16 protein-coding genes are annotated in these 19,611 nt (G+C 62.0%); 1 reads left to right on the plus strand and 15 read right to left on the minus strand.

What is annotated here, in order from left to right:
* Nucleotides 1-17: 17 nt before the first annotated feature.
* The 5 genes from FIV35_RS00780 to FIV35_RS00800 form a co-directional block, all read right to left on the minus strand.
* Nucleotides 18-956 (minus strand): fimbrial protein, encoded by a 939-nt coding sequence (locus tag FIV35_RS00780; protein ID WP_231980875.1) that lies wholly within the window; start codon nucleotides 954-956, stop codon nucleotides 18-20.
* Between the two features lie 76 nt (nucleotides 957-1,032).
* Nucleotides 1,033-3,627 carry a fimbria/pilus outer membrane usher protein gene (locus tag FIV35_RS00785; protein WP_034136567.1) on the minus strand — a complete coding sequence of 865 codons (2,595 nt, stop codon included), beginning with the start codon at nucleotides 3,625-3,627 and terminating at the stop codon, nucleotides 1,033-1,035.
* 51 nt (nucleotides 3,628-3,678) lie between these two features.
* Nucleotides 3,679-4,434 carry a fimbrial biogenesis chaperone gene (locus FIV35_RS00790; protein ID WP_034136568.1) on the minus strand — a complete coding sequence of 252 codons (756 nt, stop codon included), beginning with the start codon at nucleotides 4,432-4,434 and terminating at the stop codon, nucleotides 3,679-3,681.
* 6 nt (nucleotides 4,435-4,440) lie between these two features.
* A complete protein-coding gene (locus FIV35_RS00795) occupies nucleotides 4,441-5,217 on the minus strand; it encodes a fimbrial biogenesis chaperone (RefSeq protein WP_034136569.1) in 777 nt (258 codons plus the stop codon).
* A gap of 4 nt (nucleotides 5,218-5,221) precedes the next feature.
* The gene (locus tag FIV35_RS00800) at nucleotides 5,222-5,800 is read right to left on the minus strand and encodes a fimbrial protein (protein WP_034111416.1); all 579 of its coding nucleotides are present in this window, start codon (nucleotides 5,798-5,800) and stop codon (nucleotides 5,222-5,224) included.
* A 350-nt stretch (nucleotides 5,801-6,150) separates the two neighbouring features.
* On the opposite strand from FIV35_RS00800, the gene FIV35_RS00805 reads away from it, so the two are divergent.
* Nucleotides 6,151-6,813 (plus strand): response regulator, encoded by a 663-nt coding sequence (locus tag FIV35_RS00805; protein WP_034136570.1) that lies wholly within the window; start codon nucleotides 6,151-6,153, stop codon nucleotides 6,811-6,813.
* A gap of 17 nt (nucleotides 6,814-6,830) precedes the next feature.
* On the opposite strand, the gene FIV35_RS00810 is transcribed toward FIV35_RS00805, so the two are convergent.
* From FIV35_RS00810 to FIV35_RS00855, 10 genes are all read right to left on the minus strand, one after another.
* The gene (locus FIV35_RS00810; RefSeq protein WP_034136571.1) at nucleotides 6,831-7,451 is read right to left on the minus strand and encodes a TetR/AcrR family transcriptional regulator; all 621 of its coding nucleotides are present in this window, start codon (nucleotides 7,449-7,451) and stop codon (nucleotides 6,831-6,833) included.
* A gap of 27 nt (nucleotides 7,452-7,478) precedes the next feature.
* Nucleotides 7,479-9,161 carry a class II poly(R)-hydroxyalkanoic acid synthase gene (phaC, locus tag FIV35_RS00815; RefSeq protein ID WP_034136572.1) on the minus strand — a complete coding sequence of 561 codons (1,683 nt, stop codon included), beginning with the start codon at nucleotides 9,159-9,161 and terminating at the stop codon, nucleotides 7,479-7,481.
* Between the two features lie 88 nt (nucleotides 9,162-9,249).
* Nucleotides 9,250-10,095 carry a poly(3-hydroxyalkanoate) depolymerase gene (gene phaZ, locus FIV35_RS00820; RefSeq protein ID WP_034136573.1) on the minus strand — a complete coding sequence of 282 codons (846 nt, stop codon included), beginning with the start codon at nucleotides 10,093-10,095 and terminating at the stop codon, nucleotides 9,250-9,252.
* An 85-nt stretch (nucleotides 10,096-10,180) separates the two neighbouring features.
* The gene (phaC, locus tag FIV35_RS00825) at nucleotides 10,181-11,860 is read right to left on the minus strand and encodes a class II poly(R)-hydroxyalkanoic acid synthase (RefSeq protein WP_034136574.1); all 1,680 of its coding nucleotides are present in this window, start codon (nucleotides 11,858-11,860) and stop codon (nucleotides 10,181-10,183) included.
* Between the two features lie 249 nt (nucleotides 11,861-12,109).
* On the minus strand, nucleotides 12,110-12,487 hold the full coding sequence (locus tag FIV35_RS00830; protein ID WP_034095501.1) for a gamma-butyrobetaine hydroxylase family protein: 378 nt from the start codon (nucleotides 12,485-12,487) through the stop codon (nucleotides 12,110-12,112).
* Between the two features lie 79 nt (nucleotides 12,488-12,566).
* Nucleotides 12,567-13,904 carry an ATP-dependent protease ATPase subunit HslU gene (gene hslU / locus FIV35_RS00835; protein ID WP_034136575.1) on the minus strand — a complete coding sequence of 446 codons (1,338 nt, stop codon included), beginning with the start codon at nucleotides 13,902-13,904 and terminating at the stop codon, nucleotides 12,567-12,569.
* A 38-nt stretch (nucleotides 13,905-13,942) separates the two neighbouring features.
* Nucleotides 13,943-14,473: an ATP-dependent protease subunit HslV gene (gene hslV, locus FIV35_RS00840; RefSeq protein WP_003171209.1), complete on the minus strand. Its 531-nt coding sequence runs from the start codon at nucleotides 14,471-14,473 to the stop codon at nucleotides 13,943-13,945.
* Between the two features lie 258 nt (nucleotides 14,474-14,731).
* Nucleotides 14,732-15,433 (minus strand): SPOR domain-containing protein, encoded by a 702-nt coding sequence (locus tag FIV35_RS00845; protein WP_034136576.1) that lies wholly within the window; start codon nucleotides 15,431-15,433, stop codon nucleotides 14,732-14,734.
* Nucleotide 15,434: 1 nt separating this feature from the next.
* Nucleotides 15,435-17,171 (minus strand): arginine--tRNA ligase, encoded by a 1,737-nt coding sequence (argS, locus tag FIV35_RS00850; RefSeq protein WP_034136577.1) that lies wholly within the window; start codon nucleotides 17,169-17,171, stop codon nucleotides 15,435-15,437.
* Between the two features lie 110 nt (nucleotides 17,172-17,281).
* Nucleotides 17,282-19,501 (minus strand): primosomal protein N', encoded by a 2,220-nt coding sequence (locus FIV35_RS00855; protein WP_034136578.1) that lies wholly within the window; start codon nucleotides 19,499-19,501, stop codon nucleotides 17,282-17,284.
* Between the last annotated feature and the right edge of the window lie 110 nt (nucleotides 19,502-19,611).

The following is a 19,611-nucleotide window of genomic DNA, read 5'->3' on the forward strand; positions in this document are numbered from 1 at the left end:
GCGTGATCCTCAATCGGTCAGTCATAGGTGATGTGGACGGTCACGGTGCTGATGAAGGTGCCTTGAGTGACCGTGCCGTTCTTGTGATAAGCGCTACCGAGCGGCAGCACGGCGCGGTTGCCCGAGACCGCCAGCGTGCGTGTGTCTTCGGTGCCGTTGGCGAGTATGTTCTGCACGCCGCCGCCGAGGCGTGAGTACAGCCAGAGCGCAACGCCTGCGGCGGTGCCCGTGTTGGCGAAGATCCGATCATTGCCCGGTGCCGGTGCGCCGGAAAAACGGAACTTCACGTTCATGGCGTCGCTGCATTGCGCGGTCAATTCGAAATCCCGTCCGCCAACGACCGTCTGGGTGTCGAATGCACGGACTTGCACCGGCTCGAACAGGATCGTGCGGTTGACGTCACCGGCGTCCAGGTTGCAGGTGGGCGTAGGGGCGACAAAACGCACCGATGTATTGAGCAGCAAGTGAAAGCGGCCTTTACCGCCGTCCCAACGATCTTCAACCAGGCTTCCACTGGTCAGCGTGCCGCTGGTGACGGGGCCGGTTTTGAAGAACAACGCCTCCGCGCTGACATTGCTGTACAGCGCAAACGCATTGCTCTGACTGAACGGGGGCGAGGTGTGCAGTTGATGGGGGTAAACCAGTCCCCTGTGATTACGCACCAGCACGCGTATGCCGACCCCTGGCACACCGGTGTGATACGCCGTGACGCCTGCGCCCGGCACCATCGCCGAGTCGGTGAAGCGCCCGATAATCTGCCTGGGGGTCGAAGTGCGGCAGTTGAGTTCAAAGCTGGGCGCGATGCCGTTGAAAGCCTGCCGGATAATCAGGCTGCCGACGGGAAGGCTGGCGGGAACGGTGATGGTATCCGGCAGGGACAGGCCGTGCTCGGAGTTGGGATATAGCCGACACTCAGCAAGCACCGTGACCGGCGCCCCGACTATCAGCAGGAGCAAACAACATCTAACAGTGTGCGTCATGGGCAACCTCGTTATCAGAAGCCGGGTATCAAGGGGCGCGTGATCGTGCCGTTCAGCCGCTTGCATCGCGCTCGGCCGCTGGCGGCTGCGCGGCGAGGTCTGCACCGAGTTGGCACAGGTCAGCGTTCAGATGCCGCAAGCGCTGCTTGTTCTGCGCCGTGGCCGCGATGGCGGCGTTGTAGGTAAACCAGCAAGTGGCAGTGGCGGTTGAACCCCACTTGACGGTCAATTTGCCCCGCGCCCGTGAGACCCGAACAAACGCCTTTCCACCTTGGCCGACGATCCCGACACTGGCGCCGTCTTCATCGAATACATCCGAACCGAACGGCAATGGGCTGCCGTCCTCGCGCTGTGTGCTGATCAACAAGGCTTGGCCGCTGACCGTCTCGAATTGCAGCTTCACCACCGAGCCGGCGCGGGGCGCGACGTTGCGCGCTGCGGTCTTGAGTTCGACATCCACGGACAAGTCCTTGGGGTCCAGCTCGACCACGTTCTGTCGATAGGGCGTGAGGTGGCTCACCACCGCCTGGCCGTGTTTGCCGACGTGGGCGGCGTGGTTGCCATTGATCCTCGCGCCCTGGGCGTCGGGTGGCTGGACGATCCCCAGGGTGTCGCCCAGCTCCGGGGCGAAGATCAGGCCGTCGGCGTGCGCAACCAGGCCTCCGGTCATGCCCAGCGACGTCGAGCGGTACGCCTCGCTGTGGCCATAGCTGGCGGACAACACGCCATAATCGGCCTGGTACTTCATATCGGCACTCTGGGTGTTGCCGCTGCCCTGGGTGCGGCTGGTGCTCAGGCCGTAGCTCAGTTGATTGTGCTCGCCCCAACTACCGCCCAGGCTGATCCGCTCGCCGCTGTTGTGGTCGCCACGGTAGGCCGTGCTGGTCAGAGTAGGCGTATGCGTGCCGCTGCCCAGAGGCAGGCTCAGGGTCAAATCCAGCTGTTGATCGACTTCACCACTCAGCACATCACGGCCGCGCTGAACGCTGAGGGTGTAGTGGAGGTTTTTCCAGTGGCCGCTGTAGCCGGCACTGAAGGTCAGGTTGCCCCCTGAACGGTTCCAGTAGTGTTGCGAAGAACCGGTCACATACACCGAGCCGTGGCTCAGGCTTTGATTAAGGCTGATATCCATCCTGTCGCGCAGGCGTGACACGTTGTCCAGGTCGCGTCCGTCCAGGGCATGGTCACGCAGTTGCGCGGCATCGCCCGCCGTCAGAAAACCGGAGGTGGAGTAACGGTAAGCGCCGAGGGTGAAGTGGGTGCCGCTGTCGGCAAAATTCTTGCTGTAGCGCAGTTGCACGCTGTGCCCGCTGCGCGAGCCGTGCCTGGGGATGTCGGCGCTTGAGTGTGTCAGGTCCACGGACAATGCGCCCAATGGCGTGTTGAATGCCGCGCCTGCCAATTGGGCGCGGTAGTCCTCGCCCAGCATCGCGCCGGTGTAGCCGGTCAGCAGATTGCTCAGACCCTGTTGGTAAGTGGCCTGCATCAACTTGGGCGGATGGCGCAGCCCCAGCTCATCCACCTGGCCGACACTTAGCGTGTAGCGCCGATAGCCCGGCCGCAGCAAGTGAGCATTGGCGGCGAACGGCACGATAAACGCGCGCTGGCGCCCATCGGCCTCGGTGATCGTCACACTCAGGTCGCCGCCGTAACCGGTCGGGAAAAAATCGTCGAGCACAAAGTGGCCGGGCGCCACCGACACTTCGCTGAGCAATACACCACGTTGACGCACGCTGACACGGGCATTGGTTTCGGCGACACCGCGCACCACCGGCGCAAAGCCGGTCATGGAGTCCGGCAACATCCGGTCATCGCTGAACAGGCTGATGCCGCGCAGGCGAATGCTGTCGAAAAGTTCGCCGGGGGTATGGATTTCGCCGGCCATCAGTTGTGAGCGCCACCGACTCAGTTCGCGCTGCACGTAGGTGGCGTTGCTCTGATAGCCAGCGGCGCCGAGGCTGTGGCTGTAGCTGCCGTTATGTCGCCAATGCCAATCGCCCAGGTTAAGCCCGGTGTTCAGGCCCACGTAGTGGGAGTCCAGCGAGCGGCCGTTGGTACGGGTGGTAAAGGTGTTGGCGTTGTAGCGCACGAACGCTGCGTCCACGCCACTTTCCCAGTGCCTGGGGTCGACATAGCCACGCGCTTGGCGCGTCAGGTAAACCTGGGGGATCTGCAAGTCCAGGCGCGTTTCGCCGATATCGAACTGGCTGCTGGCGCCGGGTAGATAGCTGGCGATATCGGCACAACGGTCAAACGGTTTGCGCGGGCCGGATGTTTGTTGGTCGGCGCTGTCGACCTCGATACCGAAGCGTTGCAACGCCTCACGTTCCAGGCACAGCTGTGCCGACGGCTGACCCTGGACGGCGATAAACGTGACGCTCTCGCGCCCGAGCCACTGACCGTTGAGGTACACCTCTGAACGGTAGGTGCCTGGCAACACGACGTTGCCCTGGCTGAATTTCGCGATATCGACCTGCAAGCCTGCCGCGCCATCGGCAAAGAAAGCCGGGTTGAACTCCACATACTCGGCGCCGTGGGCGTCCATCGCCTCGGCGCTGCTCACCAGCAGCAGGCTACGCATTGTCAGACTCAAACCACGGCGTGCCAGGGGCGCGCTGCGGACGCCGGTGGGCGTGATCGCACTCATTGTTAAGCGTTTCCAAAAACAGGTGTTGCTCGGCTCCCGGCATAGGGAGGGTCATGGGGCGACCTTGGCGTTGTGGAGGACCTTCACCCCGAAATCGTCCAGCGTCTGGAATTCCACGCTGGCCGTAGCTCCAGGCGGCGCTTTGAGGTCGGGCAGATCGAAGCGGGTGCGAGCGCCGGGCATCACCATATTGCCGGCCCCGGAGGCAGCGGCTTGGCGCCCATGGCGTTGCCCGGCGACCTGCACCTCGACACGCTCGAAGGTCACCAGGTAAGGGGTCGGGTTGAACACTTCCACCGCCTCGCCGTAGGCGCTCGACACGCGGCGCCACTGCAACTTGGCGGGCGCGGCCTCGGCACCGTGGGGCAGGCCCGGGGGACGCAGGATCAGCTTGATCCGTGTGCGAAACGCCAGTTGCAGCTGGTTACTGGGCTGGACGCCTCGCGCCTGCGCCGGCACCTCCAGCACGTTGAACCAAAACAGGCTCTCCTGCGCTGGCGGCAACCCTTCGCCGGTGTAAGCCACGCGTACGACCTGCTGTTTACCCGGCTCCATGCGAAAGATCGGCGGTGTGACCACGAACGGTATGTCGGCCAGTTCTGGCGTCGAATGTTCGTCGCCGTTGTCGAGCCAGGTCTGGATCAGCACCGGTACTTGGTTCCTGCTTTCAAGCCTGACGGTGACTTCCTTGTGGGGCTGCGGATAGATGATCCGTGTGCTGCTGATCACCACGCTCGCCTGCGCCGATAGCGCGACGACCATGGCGCACAGGGCTGCCAGGGTGTGTCGAATCGAAAGAGTGGACATGGGCGGTCATCCACCAGACGTGTGGCTGAGGCCCGCCACATGGCGCACGCGGGCGCCGAAGTCGCTGATGCTGGTGAACTCGACCTGAGCGGCGCCGTGCGGACGCTGCTGCAGGGTCGGCAGCACAAAGCGTTTTACGTCGCCGGCGGGCAGCAGCAGGCTGTCGTCGGCCGCTTGGCTCGGTGCCTTGCTGAAGCGCTTGCCGGCGCTGAGCAACATCACCGGGCCGAGCGATACGTGATACGGCGTCGGGTTGGTGACTTGCAGGGCAAACCCACGTTCATGGGGGACCAGCGTCCATTGCAGTTTTGAGGCCGCGCGCTCCACTGGATAGGGCAGAGCCGGTGGGCGCAGGAATACCCGCAGGCGGGTGCGGAACGACAGTTGGATCTGATTGTTCTGCGCGGCATCCACGGCACGCGGCGGCACTTCAAGCACATTCAGCCAGAACAACCGTTCACGCGCTTCGGTCAGCGGCTCGCCGGTATAGCGCAGGCGCAGGGCCTGTTGCTGGCCCGGCTCGATGCGGAAGATAGGCGGCGACACGCTGATCGGCGTGAGTGCGGTGGCCGGCGTCGAGTGTCGATCACCGCTGTCCAGCCAGGTTTGCACCAGCGCCGGGCGGTTGCCACGATTCTCCAGACGCACGACTACTTCCTGCTGTTCAGCCGGGTAGACCACTCGCGTGCCGTGGATGATCACGCCGGCCTCGCCGGCTGACGTCCACCACGACAACAGGCTGAAGGCCCAGGTGACCAGCACCCGTTGGGTTTGGCTGCTCATGGCGTTACTCGGCGTACTCGATCATAAAGCCGACCCGCGTGTTGACCTTGCCCTCGGTGGCCGGTCCGCTCGCATACAGTTGTGCCGCCAGGGGGATGATTGCCTGGTTATCGGCGATCACCACGCTCTCAGATTTTTCGCTGTAGACATTGATCGGCGAGCCGCTACGGCTGGTGACTTCGACCTGCACATTCTTGGCGTTGGTGGTGTCGGCCGGGTCGTCATGACCATCGATGTTCAGGCGTCCGGTAGCCACGTCGATGGCGGGGCTGGTTGGGTCGAACGCGACCATGGCGATGCGCCCGTTGGTGCAACTGCCTTCTCCGGGCGCGCCAATGCGAATGGTAAAACCGGTCAGGTTGGCGCGGCTGCCAGCGGTGGCCAGGCGCGCTGCCGAGACGCCACCCAGGTTGACGTCTTTGACCACCGCGCCACTGCCCGGCGCCGCACCTTCGACCGTGCAGGTCACATCGGTGACCAGCCCGCTGAAATTGATCACGCCGTCGACGGCGAACGCAGCGTGGGGGAGTGCGGCGGCCAAGGCCAGTAGGGCTGCGACGGGGGAGAGAATATTGACGTTCATGGTATTTCCAGGGGTGATTGATCGATAAGGGGCCTCGGTGGATGTGAATAATTTGTATCTAAAAGTTAATGCGTTCTATAGCGAAGCCACGACTTTTAGTTCGAGATAGTTCGAAACGGTGCTGTTTTAATTATGGTTTTTTGCAAGTCTTGTTCGAGCTTTGAAAGTTGCTGTAAGCGCTGTCCGTCAGCGGCTTCTGTAGGGCGTATCGATATGCGTTGTGCGGCGATATTGAACCCTGTGTAGGCCTGGGCTATACCGGGCTGGTAATAAGGGTGGATTGTGTAGACCGTTGCGTTACTTATGCGGGTGTCTGTATGCCTACTTCAACTAGTCATGCGTATACCGTCATGTTGTTGGATGACCACGAAATGGTTCGGCAAGGTATTGAGCTGGGCCTGAGTGGAGCGTCCGATATCAAGGTGATCGGTTCTTTTGCCACGGGCCGGCAACTGCTTGACGCCCTTGCGCGACAATCGGCGGATGTCGTGGTGATGGACTTCATTCTGGCACCGGCGGAAATCGATGGTCTCAGCCTGCTGCAGGCGCTGAACCGTCGTTTCAGCCAGTGTCGACCATTGATTGTGTGTTCCCACTACACGCCTGCGACGGTATCGCTGTCGTTGAAAGCCGGATGCTGGGGCATCCTCGGTAAAACCCAGAACTTGACCGAGTTGATCAGCGCCATTCGAACCGTCGCCCAAGGAAGGATTTATTTGCAGCCGTGCATGGTGCCGGCATTGCAGGGCACGCAATCGGTGTGGGAGGCCATCAGCCAAAAAAACACCACGGATTTTGCATCGCCATTACGCTTGAATGCCTGTCTTAGCCCTAAAGAACAGGAAGTACTGCGCTGTTTTCTGGATGGCATGTCGGTGAACTCGATTGCCGCCAAGTTCTCGCGCAGCGCCAGTACCATCAGCACGCAAAAACAATCGGCTTATCGCAAGTTGGGAATCAGGAACGACAGTGAGTTGTTCAAGTTCACTCAGCAATTCGGCGCGCTGGGCTGACCTTCCACAGATCGGCGTTAAATAGGATCGTCCAGATAACGCAACGCCAGACGCTCTGTAGCCTGGCGCGCCGGCGCTAACAAATGCGGCGCCACCAGCATCATGATCTGGTAAACGACCACCCGCACCTCGCCTTCGCGATCGAGAATGCGCTGGTAATCCAGGGAAAACAGCAGGGTGAGGGTGATCTGTTCCACCAACTGCCCCAGCGCCTGAGTATCGCTGACCAACTGCCCGGCCGCCTTCAAGCGTGCCAGCAGTGACGCCAGGGTGCGCTTGAGCGCCGTAAGCAGGTTGCGAATGCCCTTGGCCAGCTTGGGCAGGCGCCCAGCCAGGTTTGACAGGTCCTGGAATAGAAAACGGTAGTGGGCCATGCGCTCAATGATCAGGTGCAGGAACAGCCAGTAGTCCTGGGGCTCCAGTTGCGCGTCGGCCGGTGGGTCGAGCAACGGCGCCAGTTCATTCTGAAAGCGCTCGAACAACCCCAGCACCAAGGGTTCCTTGCCATGGAAGTGGTAGTAGAGGTTGCCGGGGCTGATCCCCATTTCATTGGCCACCTCCATGGTCGACACGTTCGGTTCGCCCTTGTGGTTGAACAACTGCAGGGCGCATTCAAGGATACGGTCGCGGGTCTTCATCCAGTCTTCTTAATCTGATCGTTGAGCTCAGCGCACCCGCACATAGGTGCCCGGCGCCGCTTCCATCGGTGGGTAATTCTGGTTGCCCAGGGCGGTCAGGGTTTCGCGCTGCACGCCCGAGCGTTGCTGGATCCATGCCAGCCACTGCGGCCACCAACTGCCTTCGACATGGTTGGCGTCGTAGTACCAGGCGCGGGGGTCGCTGCTTAGCTTGGGATTCTCGACGTAATTGGCCTTGGGGTTGCCAGGCGGGTTGAGGATGCTCTGGATATGCCCGCTGTTGGACAGTACGAAGCGCCGCTCGCCACCCAGCAGTTGCGTGGAGCGATACACCGCATCCCACGGCGTGATGTGGTCGTTGATGCCGGCCACGCTGAAGCTGTCCACCGTGACCTTTTGCAAGTCGATCGGCGTGCCGCACACCTCCAGGCCGCCGGGATGGCTCAGTGGGTTGTGCTTGAAAAAATCCAGCAGGTCGCCGTGCAAGGCGGCGGGCAGGCGCGTGTTGTCGTTGTTCCAATACAGAATGTCGAACGCCGGCGGTTCCTTGCCCAGCAGGTAATTGTTGATCCAGTAGTTCCAGATCAGGTCGTTGGGGCGCATCCAGGCAAACACCTTGGCCATGTCGCGGCCGTCCAGCACACCTTGTTGGTAGGACCGACGTTTGGCCGCTTCCAACGTTTGCTCATCGGCGAACAGGGTGGCGGGGCTGTCGATCTGGCTGTCCAGCAGGCTCACCAGGTAGCTGGCGCTGGAGATGCGGCGCAACTGGCGCTTGGCTTGCAGATGGCCTTGCAGCGCGGCGATGGTCAGGCCGCCGGCGCAGGCGCCCATCAGGTTGACCTCCCGCGCGCCGGTAATGGCTCGGCACACGTTGAGCGCTTCTTCCAACGCCGCCACGTAGGTGGACAGGCCCCACTCGCGATGCCGCACATCTGGGTTGCGCCAACTGACCATAAAGGTCTGCAGGCCGTTTTTGAGCGCGTATTGCACGAAGCTGTTGGCCGGGCTCAGGTCGAAGATGTAGTACTTGTTGATTTGCGGCGGCACCACGAGCAGCGGCCTGGCGTACTGTTTCTCGCTCATGGGTTTGTACTGGATCAACTCCAGCAGCTCGTTGCGAAACACCACCGAGCCGGGCGTGGTGGCCAAGGTTTTACCCACTTCAAATGCCTGTTTGCTCACTTGGCGCGGCAGGCCATTGTTGTGCAGCAAATCGTCGAACAGGTTGCTCACCCCGCGCACCAAGCTATTACCCCCGGAGTTGAGCAGCTCCTTGACGGCCAAGGGGTTGAGCAAGGTGTTGGAGGGCGACACCGCATCGTTGAACAGCGACAAGGCAAAGTGCGCCCGGGCCCGGTCGTCGTCGCTCAGGGTGCTGTCGTCGATCCAGTGGCGGGTCTGTTTCTGCCAGCTCAGATACGCCTGAAGGCTGCGCCGATAAAGTGGGTTGAGCTGCCAGGTGGGGTCGACGAAACGGCTGTCGCGGGGGTTGGGCTCATGCACGGTCTCGCCCAGCAGAACGCGACCCAGCTGCCCACCCAGGGCCAGGGCGTGACGGGCGGTATGCACCGGGTTACGCAAACCGTGGGCGGCCACGCTGCGCAGGGTCGACAGCAGGTCGCGGCCCCTCAGGCCGGTGATCGCATTTTGCGCATTGATGAACGCGGCGGGGGTGGGCGCCGGGTTCGTCACGGGTCTTTCTCGCATGAGCCAACACTCCTTCGTCTAGCCATCAACAGGCACGCCAATTCAGAACCATAGTCGGTTCCTGGCAAGTTGCGCGGCGGTGTGGTCCTTACACCGCGGGGCGTGGGTGAATCACTGCGCGCAGGCGCTCCTCCTCCAGGAATTTCATGATGATCGGCGCCACGGCTTCGGCCCGGGTGATCAAAAACAAGTGGCCATCATCGATGATGTGCAACTGCGCGTTGGGGATGCGCCAGGCGAGCATGCGCATATTGACCAGTGGGATCAGTGGGTCATCGTCGCCGGCCAATACCAGGGTGGGTTGGCGGATCTTGTGCAGCCAATGGATGCTGGTCCAGCCAAGCCCCGCGAACAACTGCCAGTAGTAGCCGAGCTTGCCGGCCGAACGCACTTTGCTGGCATGTTCGGCGGCCAGCTTCGAATCGCGACGGAACGAGCCGCCGTAGATCATCGGTGCAATGCGTACCACATGGGACGGCTGGATATAGCGGCGCGGGCTCGCCATCAGCCACAGCACTTTCGGCTTGCCTGGCACCATCACCGCGCCCGCCGCCGTCGCCGCCAGGATCAGCTTCTTGCAGCGCTCCGGGTAGTCATAGGCGAACTGCTGCGCCAGCGCGCCGCCCCAGGACACGCCGACGGCATTCACCTGGCCGTAGTCCAGATAATCGAGCATGCGCGCGGTGAGCTTGGCCAGACCGGGGAAGCGGTACGGCCGGCTGGGCGTTGAGGAACCGCCCACTCCCGGTACGTCGAAAGCAATGACCTCCAGGTCCGGGTCCAGAGCCTGCACGAACGGAAACACCAGCTCCAGGTTGGCGCCGATGCCGTTGAAGATCAGCAACGGCGTCAAGTGAGGCTTGCCCGGACGTACCGCCGTGCGGATGGTCTGGCCATCCAGATCGATGGTACGGAAGATGAACGGTTGCGGCATTGGGGAACCCTTTAGGGTTAGAGGGGCAGCTTCAAGCTACAAGCCTTAAGCTGAACTCAATCGGCTTGAGGCTTGTAGCTTGCCGCTAGCGTTCATGCACATAGGTACCTGGCGCCGCTTCGGCTGCGGCGTACGTCTTGTTGCCTAATACCGTCGGCGCCTTCTTCAGCTTGCCCGCCCGCTCGGCCTGCCACGCTTGCCAGTGCAGCCACCAGGAATCGGTGTGCTTGGTGGCGTTTTCCTGCCATTGCAGGGCGGTGCTCGCCAGGCCGTCGCTGGTCTGGTAGCGCGCCTTGGGGTTGCCCGGCGGGTTGAGGATGCTCTGGATATGCCCGCTGCTGGACAACACGAATTCCACGTTGCCGCCAAACAACTGCGCCGACTTGTAGCAGGACTGCCAGGGGGTGATGTGGTCGTTGGTGCCGGCCAGGGCGTAGATATCGGCGGTCACTTGCTTGAGGTCGATCGGCGTGCCGCACACTTCCAGAGCGTTGGGGCGAACCAGCGGGTTGTTCTTGAACAGTTCGATCAGGTCGCCGTGGAATGCCGCGGGTAAACGCGTGGTGTCGTTGTTCCAGAACAGGATGTCGAACACCGGCGGTTCGTTGCCCAGCAGGTAGTTGTTGACCCAGTAGTTCCAGATCAGGTCATTGGGACGCATCCAGGCGAACACCTTGGCCATGTCGCGACCTTCCAATACCCCGGTCTGGTAGGAGTGGCGCTTGGCCGCTTCCAGCGTCTGCTCGTCGACGAACAGCGCCACCTGGGTGTCGAGGGTGGTGTCGAGCACGCTCACCATCAGGGTCAGGGCGTTGACCTTCTTCTCGCCCAACGCCGCGTAATGGCCCAGCAGCGCCGTGCAGGTGATACCACCGGAGCAGGCGCCGAGCATATTGATGTCTTTGCTGCCGGTGATCGCGGTGACCACATCGACCGCTTCCTTGAGCGCCTCGATATAGGTCGACAGGCCCCACTCGCGCTGGGCCTTGGTCGGGTTGCGCCAACTGATGATGAACGTTTGCTGGCCGTTGCGCAGGCAGAAACGCGCCAGGCTTTTATCCGGGCTCAAGTCGAATACATAGAATTTGTTGATCTGCGGCGGCACCACCAGCAGAGGGCGTTCATGCACTTGTTCGGTGATCGGTTTGTACTGGATCAACTCCAGCACATCGTTGCGAAACACCACCGCGCCTTCGGAGGTGCCCAGGCTCTTGCCCACTTCAAAGGCGCCCATGTTGACCTGGCTCGGCATGCCGCCGTTGTGCACCATGTCCTTGGCCAGGTGGGACAGGCCATCGAGCAGGCTTTTGCCGCCGGTTTCGAAGAAGCGTTTGACCGCCGCCGGGTTGGCCGCGCTGTTGGTGGGGGCCATGGCTTCGGTCATCAGATTGATCACGAAGTGGCCGCGGCTTATGTCCTGTTCCGACAGGTTGCTGTCGCCGATCCAGTCGTGCAGTTCCTTGCGCCACGCCAGGTAGGTTTGCAGGTAACGTTTGTAGAGCGGGTTCTGGCTCCAGGCCGGGTCGTGAAAGCGACGGTCATCGCTTTCCGGCGCCAGCGCCGATTTGCCGAACATGACGTTTTTCAGTTCCACCCCGAAATGGGCGACATGCTTGACGCTGTGCAACGGTTGCTTGATGGCTTGGGTCAGCACCATCTTCGCCGAGGCCAATAAATCCTTTTTGCGTAACGCGATGATCGGGTTCAACCCCAGGGTGTTCTCCGAGGCCTGGCGTTTCAAGTCATCGTTGTTCTTGTTACTCATCTACGACGCTCCATTGTCCGAAAGACGAGTACCGGCTACCGCTGCGCACCAAGTTTCGATACACAACACAAGCCAGGTACTGCGACTCGGGTGACCGTTGATACCGCATCGTCAAATGCAGGGAACTTGCCAGTTCCATTGGTTACCCGAGTTTAATTTTTTTCGCAAGCAGGCCAATCATTGGCCACGCGACAGGGCATTCAAGCAGATGAAATTAGAAAATGCTCTCTAAAGAGCAAGACGCCTGACTTAGAGCATCAGGCGTACGACCGACTCACTCGGGTCGCGGGTTTTACCGGCGGCCTTGAGTTCGGCGAGGTAGTCGGCCCACAACGTTTCCTGACGCACGGCCAGTTGGTAGAGGTAGTCCCAGGTGAATAGCCCGCTGTCATGACCGTCGTCGAAGGTCAATTTCAGTGCGTACTGGCCGGCCGGCTCGATCTTGGTCAGCCGAACATTCAGCTTGCCGAATTGCAGGATGGGTTTGCCGTGGCCCTGGACCTCGGCGGAAGGCGAGTGCACCCGCAGGAACTCGGCGGGCAGCTGGTAGACCTCATCGGGCCCGTAAGTGAGGCCGAGGGTGTTGGAGGTTTTGTGCAAATTAACAGCGGTGGGGAATTTCGGCATTGGGGACCCCTTGGGCTGCGAGCTACAAGCCGCGAGTTGAATGTGCTCAACGTGCGGCTTGTAGCTTACAGCTTGCGGCTTACAGAATGTACCGCGACAAGTCTTCGTTCTGCGCCAATTCGCCCAAGTGGCTGTTGACGTAGTCGGCATCGATCTTGATTGCTTCGCCATTCTGCGCACCGGCCATGTCGCCGGCGCTGAAGGACACTTCCTCAAGCAGGCGTTCAAGCAGTGTATGCAGGCGACGAGCACCGATGTTCTCGGTCTTCTCGTTGACCTGCCAGGCGATTTCCGCCAGGCGCTTGATGCCGTCCGCCTGGAACTCGATACCCAGCCCTTCGGTTTTCAACAGCTCACGGTATTGCTCGGTGAGCGAGGCATGCGGCTCGCTGAGGATGCGTTCGAAGTCGCCCGGTGTCAGCGCCTTGAGTTCCACGCGAATCGGCAAACGGCCCTGCAGCTCCGGCACCAGATCGCTTGGCTTGCTCAGGTGGAATGCACCGGAAGCAATGAACAGGATATGGTCGGTCTTGACCATGCCCAGCTTGGTGTTGACGGTGCAGCCTTCGATCAGCGGCAGCAGGTCGCGCTGCACGCCTTCACGGGAGACATCGACGCCGCCGGAGTTACCGCGCTTGGCCACCTTGTCGATCTCGTCGATAAACACGATGCCGTGCTGCTCGACCGCTTCGAGGGCCTTGGCCTTGAGTTCTTCCTCATTCACCAGGCGCCCGGCTTCTTCGTCGCGCACCAGCTTGAGCGCTTCCTTGACCTTGAGCTTGCGGCTTTTCTTCTTGCCCTTGCCCATGTTGGCGAACAGGTTCTGCAACTGGCTGGTCATTTCTTCCATGCCAGGCGGCGCGGAGATGTCGACGCCGGACACTTCGGCCACTTCGATTTCAATTTCCTTGTCGTCCAACTGGCCTTCGCGCAGGCGCTTGCGGAACAGTTGGCGCGTGTTGGAATCCGAAGCCGGTGCGGCGTCTTCGTTAAAGCCCATGCGCGCCGGTGGCAGCAGGGCGTCGAGGATACGTTCCTCGGCGGCGTCTTCGGCGCGGTGGCTGACCTTGGTCATTTCCTGTTCGCGCAGCATCTTCAGCGCAGCGTCGGCCAGATCGCGAATGATCGACTCGACGTCACGGCCTACATAACCCACTTCGGTGAACTTGGTGGCTTCGACCTTGATGAACGGGGCATTGGCCAGTTTGGCCAGGCGCCGGGCGATTTCGGTTTTACCCACGCCGGTCGGGCCGATCATCAGGATGTTCTTGGGCGTTACTTCAACGCGCAGTTCTTCTGGCAGTTGCATGCGGCGCCAGCGGTTACGCAGCGCGATGGCAACGGCGCGTTTGGCATCGTCCTGGCCGATGATATGGCGGTTGAGTTCATGGACGATTTCACGGGGAGTCATGGACATAATGTGTGGCGGCCCTCAAGCGCGAATAAGCCTGCGGCTTACTCGGCGAGGTCCTGCTCCTCAATGGTCTGGTTGTGGTTGGTGAACACGCAGATATCGCCGGCGATACCCAGGGCGGTCTCGACGATTTCCCGCGCTGACAGGTCGGTTTTCTTCAGCAGCGCACTGGCCGCGGCCTGGGCGTAGCCGCCGCCGGAGCCCATGGCAATCAGGCCATGTTCGGGCTCAACCACATCGCCATTGCCGGTGATGATCAAGGAAGCGTCTTTGTTGGCGACGGCCAGCATGGCTTCCAGGCGGCTGAGGGAGCGGTCGGTGCGCCATTCTTTGGCCAGCTCGACGGCGGCACGCACGAGGTGGCCCTGGTGTTTTTCCAGTTGGCCTTCGAAACGTTCAAAGAGGGTGAATGCATCGGCAGTGGCACCGGCGAAACCGGCGAGTACCTGGCCGTGGTACAGGCGACGCACTTTTTTCGCGTTGCCTTTCATCACGGTATTACCCAGGGAAACCTGGCCGTCGCCGCCCATGACGACTTTGCCGTGGCGACGTACTGAAACGATGGTGGTCAAGGGGAGAGTCTCCACGCAGCGGGGCGAAAATGCCCTGATGGAAACTCATATGGGGGTGGCGGGGGGGATTTCAACCATGGGGGTTTATGGCGGACGAGTGGTGTTTATCGGTCTGACACCCATTTCAGAGCGCTGCAAAACCAAATGTGGGAGGGGGCTTGCCCCCGATGGCGGTGTATCAGTCACCGAAAATATTGACTGGTCTACTGCTATCGGGGGCAAGCCCCCTCCCACATTCATGCTGGTGTGTCTTCGAAATCAGCGGCTCTGGCGCTGTTGTAACAACAGGTTGCTAAACCCGGCCCCGGCCAATTGCTTCTGCGCCACGGTCAGCTGTTCGCGGTTGCTGAATGGCCCCACCAACACGCGATACCAGGTGGCATCCTTCACCGTGCCGGACTCCACTGTCACCGTCTGGCCCAGCAGGATGATCTGGGCACGCACGCGGTCGGCGTCCGCTTGTTTGGGAAACGAGCCTGCCTGCAGGAAGAACTTGGTCACCGGTGCGGCCTTGGTTTCCGCCACTGGCGGTGCCGGCGGCGGGGTGATGCCGGCCAGTGCCGCCTGGGCTCGTGCGGTATCGATCTTGGCGGCTTCGGCCGGGGTGACCGGCGTGGTCGGCACTTGCGGCGTCGGCAGAGTTTTCTCCGGCACAGCGTCAGGCGGCACGATCACTTCCGATTCCGGCAACAGCGTGTAGAAGTCGTATTTCGGCTTCACCGGCGCCGTAGGGCTTGGTGTGGTCTTGTTGGCTTCAGCGATCTTCGAAGCTTTCTGCTGCTCTTGTTTGACCCGTTTGACGTCGTCGCCCTGGCCTGGGTCCAGCTTCATCAGAAACACGATAAAGGCGCCGACCGTAAGGCCGATGGCCATCCACAACCAGCCCGGGATCGGCTTTTTCGCCGGGGCCTGGTAGCGGCTGGCGCCGCGCTTGGGTGCAGGTTTTTTCTTGGCAGCCAACTTACATACGCTCCAGAGTTTCCAGGCCCAACAGTTCCAGGCCTTGCTTGAGGGTCCGTCCAGCCAGTGCGGCGAGGCGCAGGCGACTCTGCTTGTGGGCTTCGTCGTCGGCGGTGAGGATCGGGCAGTTCTCGTAGAAACTGGAGAACAACCCGGCCACTTCGTACAAATAGGTGCACAGGATATGTGGCGTGCCTTTTTCGCCGACGCTGTTCAGCACTTCGCCGAATTGCGCCAGCTTGGCGGCCAGGTCCTGTTCATGGGGAGCGTCCAGCACGATCTGGCCTTCGACTTGGCTGAAGTCCTTGCCCAGTTTGCGGAACACGCCGGCCACGCGGGTGTAGGCGTACAGCAGGTACGGCGCCGTATTGCCTTCGAAGTTGAGCATCAGCTCGAAGTTGAAGCTGTAGTCACTGGTGCGGTGCTTGGACAGGTCGGCGTATTTCACCGCGCCGATCCCCACCACACGGGCGATGTTGCGCAAGTCGGCTTCGGCCAGCTCCGGGTTCTTTTCCTTCACCAGGTTATAGGCACGGTCCTGGGCTTCGTTGAGCAGGTCGATCAGCTTGACGGTGCCGCCGTCGCGGGTTTTGAACGGGCGGCCGTCGGCGCCGTTCATGGTGCCGAAGCCCATGTGTTCCATATGCATCGGGTGGGTGACGAAACCGGCGCGACGCGCCACTTCGAACACCTGCTGGAAGTGCAGGGCCTGGCGCTGGTCGACGAAGTACAGTGCACGGTCCGCCTTGAGCACGCCACTGCGGTAGCGTACCGCCGCGAGGTCGGTGGTGGCGTACAGATAGCCGCCATCGGCCTTGACGATGATCACCGGCAGCGGCTCGCCGTCGGCGGTCTTGAATTCTTCGAGGAACACGCACTGCGCGCCGTTGCTTTCCACCAGCAGGCCCTTGGCCTTAAGGTCGTTGACCACATTGATCAGGTCGTCGTTGTAGGCGCTTTCGCCCATCACGTCGGCCATGGTCAGTTTGACGTTGAGCAGGGTGTAGATCTGCTGGCAGTGGGCCAGGGAGATATCGCGGAAGCGGTTCCACAGCGCCAGGCATTCTTCGTCGCCGGCCTGCAGCTTGACCACCAGGCCACGGGCGCGGTCGGCAAACTCTTCGGATTCGTCGAAGCGCTTCTTGGCGGCGCGGTAGAAGTTCTCCAGGTCCGACAGCTCATCGCTGGTGATCGGGTTTTCTTGCAGGTACGCCATCAGCATGCCGAACTGGGTGCCCCAGTCGCCCACGTGGTTCTGGCGGATCACGGTGTCGCCGAGGAATTCCAGCACCCGTGCCACGCCGTCGCCAATGATGGTCGAGCGCAAGTGGCCGACGTGCATCTCTTTGGCCAGGTTGGGCGCCGACAGGTCGATGACCACGCGCTGGTTGTCGCCGGCCTTGCGCACGCCGATGCGGGCATCGGCCAGCGCGGCGTCCAGGCGCGAGGCCAGGGCCTGGGTGTTCTGGAAAATATTGATAAAGCCCGGGCCGGCGATTTCGGCCTTGCTCACCTGCGGGTCGGCCGGCAGGGCGGCGATGATTTTTTCCGCCAGGTCGCGCGGCTTCATGCCGGCCGGCTTGGCCAGCATCATCGCGATATTGCTGGCGAAGTCGCCGTGGGTCTTGTCACGGGTGTTCTCCACCTGAATCGCCGGCGTCAGGCCTTCAGGCAACACACCTTCGTTGACGAGTTGGGTGAGGGCTTGTTGGATCAGCTGGCGAATGGTGTCTTTCATGGTGTTCTCTTTCGACCGCAAGCGGCGGCGCGCGATGCGCAGGTGGAAAAACTGGGCATTATCCGTGGCGGGGGCGGGCTTGCCAACCTTCGCGGGACCTGTGGCCAGGCTTAATACAAATCTACCGGGTCTACGTCCAGCGACCATCTCACCTGGCGACCGCTCGGCATTTGCTCCAGCGCAAGTAACCAGCTACTTAACAGGCGATGCAAGGGGGCTCGCGCGCTGGCTTGCAGCAGCAGCTGTGCCCGATAACGTCCAGCGCGGCGCTCCATGGGCGCGGGCACCGGGCCAAGCAGTTCGATGCCGGTCAGACCCAACTCACCGAGCAAACGTTCGGCGGCGCTGCACGCTTCATCCAGAAAACCTTCGGCCTGCCCCGGTTTATGCGCCTCGGCGCGCAGCAGCGCCAAGTGTGCGAACGGCGGCAGGCCGGCGGAACGGCGTTCGCTCAGGGCCTGTTCGGCAAAGGCGAAATAGCCTTGCTCGGTCAGTTGGATCAGCAACGGATGGTCGGCCAGGTGCGTCTGGATAATCACTCGCCCGGGCTCCTCGGCCCGTCCCGCGCGGCCGGCGACCTGCACGATCAACTGCGCCATGCGCTCGCTGGCGCGGAAATCACCGGAGAACAGGCCGCCGTCGGCGTCCAGGATCGACACCAGGGTCACCCGAGGGAAGTGATGGCCTTTGGCAAGCATCTGGGTGCCCACCAGAATGCACGGGTGGCCCTTCTGGATGGTGGCAAACAGTTGGTTCATCGCGTCCTTGCGCGACGTGCTATCGCGGTCGACCCGCAGCACCGGGTAATCCGGGAACAGAATGCCCAGGCGCTCTTCGGCGCGTTCGGTGCCCGCGCCGACCGGCCGCAGGTCCACCTTGCCACACTGCGGGCAGTGGCGCGGCACCCGCTCCACATGGCCGCAGTGATGGCAGCGCAACTCGCCGTAGCGCTGGTGCACGGTCATACGCGCGTCGCAGCGTTCGCACTCGGACATCCAGCCGCAGTCATGGCACAGCAGGGTGGGGGCAAATCCACGACGGTTGAGGAACACCAGCACTTGCTGGCCGGCGGCAAGGGTCTGGCCGATGGCTTGTTGCATCGGCCCGGAAATACCACTGTCCAGCGGACGGCTTTTCACGTCCAGACGCAGGAAGCGTGGCTGCTTGGCGCCACCGGCCCGCTCATTCAAGCGTAGGAGCCCGTACCGGCCGGTGTAGGCGTTGTGCAAGCTCTCCAAGGATGGTGTGGCTGAGCCCAGCACAATCGGAATGTCTTCCTGGCGCGCGCGCACCAGTGCCAGGTCGCGGGCGTGATAGCGCAAGCCTTCCTGCTGCTTATAGGAGCCGTCGTGCTCCTCGTCGATGATGATCAGCCCGGGGTTTTTCATCGGCGTGAACAGCGCCGAACGTGTGCCGATGATGATGTCGGCCTCGCCGTCCCGCGCTGCCAGCCAGGACTCCAGGCGCTCGCGGTCGTTGACCGCCGAATGCACCAGGGCGATACGCGCGTTGAAGCGCTGTTCGAAGCGCGCCAGGGTTTGCGGGCCGAGGTTGATCTCAGGGATCAACACCAGGGCTTGTTTGCCGGCCTGCAGGGTTTCGCGGATCAGTTGCAAATAGACTTCGGTCTTGCCGCTACCAGTGACCCCGGCCAGCAGGAATGCGTGGAAACTGTCGAAGCCGGCACGAATGGCTTCATAGGCGGCGCGTTGCTCGGCGTTCAGCGGCAGTTCCGGTTGGGCCAGCCAATGTTCGTGGCGAGGGTCTGGGGCATGCTTGCGGATTTCCACCTGCACCAGGCCTTTGGCGAGCAGCAGGTCGAGGCTGTCCTTGCTCAACATCAGCTTGCTCAGCAACTGATGGGCTACGCCATGGGGGTGTTGGGCCAGCGTCGCCAAGGCTTCGCGCTGACGCGGCGCGCGGGCGATGCGTGGGTCGTCCAGGCGCGCGCCAGGCACCGTCGACCAGAAACGCTCCTGGCGCGCCTCGGCCAGTTCGCCCTGACGCAGCAACACCGGCAGCGCCCAACTCAGGGTGTCGCCCAGGCTGTGCTGGTAATACTGGGCGGTCCACAAGCACAGCTTGAACAGCGCCGGTGGCAGCGGCGGCGTGGCGTCGAGGATCGCCACGGCCGGCTTGAGTTTCTCGGCGGGCACTTCGCTGTGGTCGGCAACTTCCACCAAGATGCCGATCATTTCCCGCCGGCCGAACGGCACACGTACCCGCATGCCCGGCTGCAACTGCGCACGCAACACGCCGGCCGGCGCCCGGTAATCGAACAGGCGGCGCAGGGGCGAAGGCAGGGCGAGGCGCAAAATGGCGTCGGGCACGCGGGGAGTCTCATATAAAGGCAGGCGGTGGCGCAGGGGCGCGAGCCTAGCAGAGGAGGGCGTTAATGGGTATGCCGTGGTTTTCTGATGAAAGGGGCTTGCTGACGGTA

Origin of the sequence: Pseudomonas rhodesiae (assembly GCF_007858255.1) — a bacterium.
Classification (GTDB): domain Bacteria; phylum Pseudomonadota; class Gammaproteobacteria; order Pseudomonadales; family Pseudomonadaceae; genus Aquipseudomonas; species Aquipseudomonas rhodesiae.

Excerpts from the sequence above, each read along its gene's own strand:
- FIV35_RS00785 (WP_034136567.1), bottom strand. The coding sequence starts at position 3,627 with ATGAGTGCGATCACGCCCACCGGCGTCCGCAGCGCGCCCCTGGCACGC.
- FIV35_RS00790 (WP_034136568.1), bottom strand. The coding sequence starts at position 4,434 with ATGTCCACTCTTTCGATTCGACACACCCTGGCAGCCCTGTGCGCCATG.
- FIV35_RS00795 (WP_034136569.1), bottom strand. The coding sequence starts at position 5,217 with ATGAGCAGCCAAACCCAACGGGTGCTGGTCACCTGGGCCTTCAGCCTG.
- FIV35_RS00800 (WP_034111416.1), bottom strand. The coding sequence starts at position 5,800 with ATGAACGTCAATATTCTCTCCCCCGTCGCAGCCCTACTGGCCTTGGCC.
- FIV35_RS00805 (WP_034136570.1), top strand. The coding sequence starts at position 6,151 with ATGTTGTTGGATGACCACGAAATGGTTCGGCAAGGTATTGAGCTGGGC.
- FIV35_RS00810 (WP_034136571.1), bottom strand. The coding sequence starts at position 7,451 with ATGAAGACCCGCGACCGTATCCTTGAATGCGCCCTGCAGTTGTTCAAC.
- phaC (WP_034136572.1), bottom strand. The coding sequence starts at position 9,161 with ATGCGAGAAAGACCCGTGACGAACCCGGCGCCCACCCCCGCCGCGTTC.
- phaZ (WP_034136573.1), bottom strand. The coding sequence starts at position 10,095 with ATGCCGCAACCGTTCATCTTCCGTACCATCGATCTGGATGGCCAGACC.
- phaC (WP_034136574.1), bottom strand. The coding sequence starts at position 11,860 with ATGAGTAACAAGAACAACGATGACTTGAAACGCCAGGCCTCGGAGAAC.
- FIV35_RS00830 (WP_034095501.1), bottom strand. The coding sequence starts at position 12,487 with ATGCCGAAATTCCCCACCGCTGTTAATTTGCACAAAACCTCCAACACC.
- hslU (WP_034136575.1), bottom strand. The coding sequence starts at position 13,904 with ATGTCCATGACTCCCCGTGAAATCGTCCATGAACTCAACCGCCATATC.
- argS (WP_034136577.1), bottom strand. The coding sequence starts at position 17,171 with ATGAAAGACACCATTCGCCAGCTGATCCAACAAGCCCTCACCCAACTC.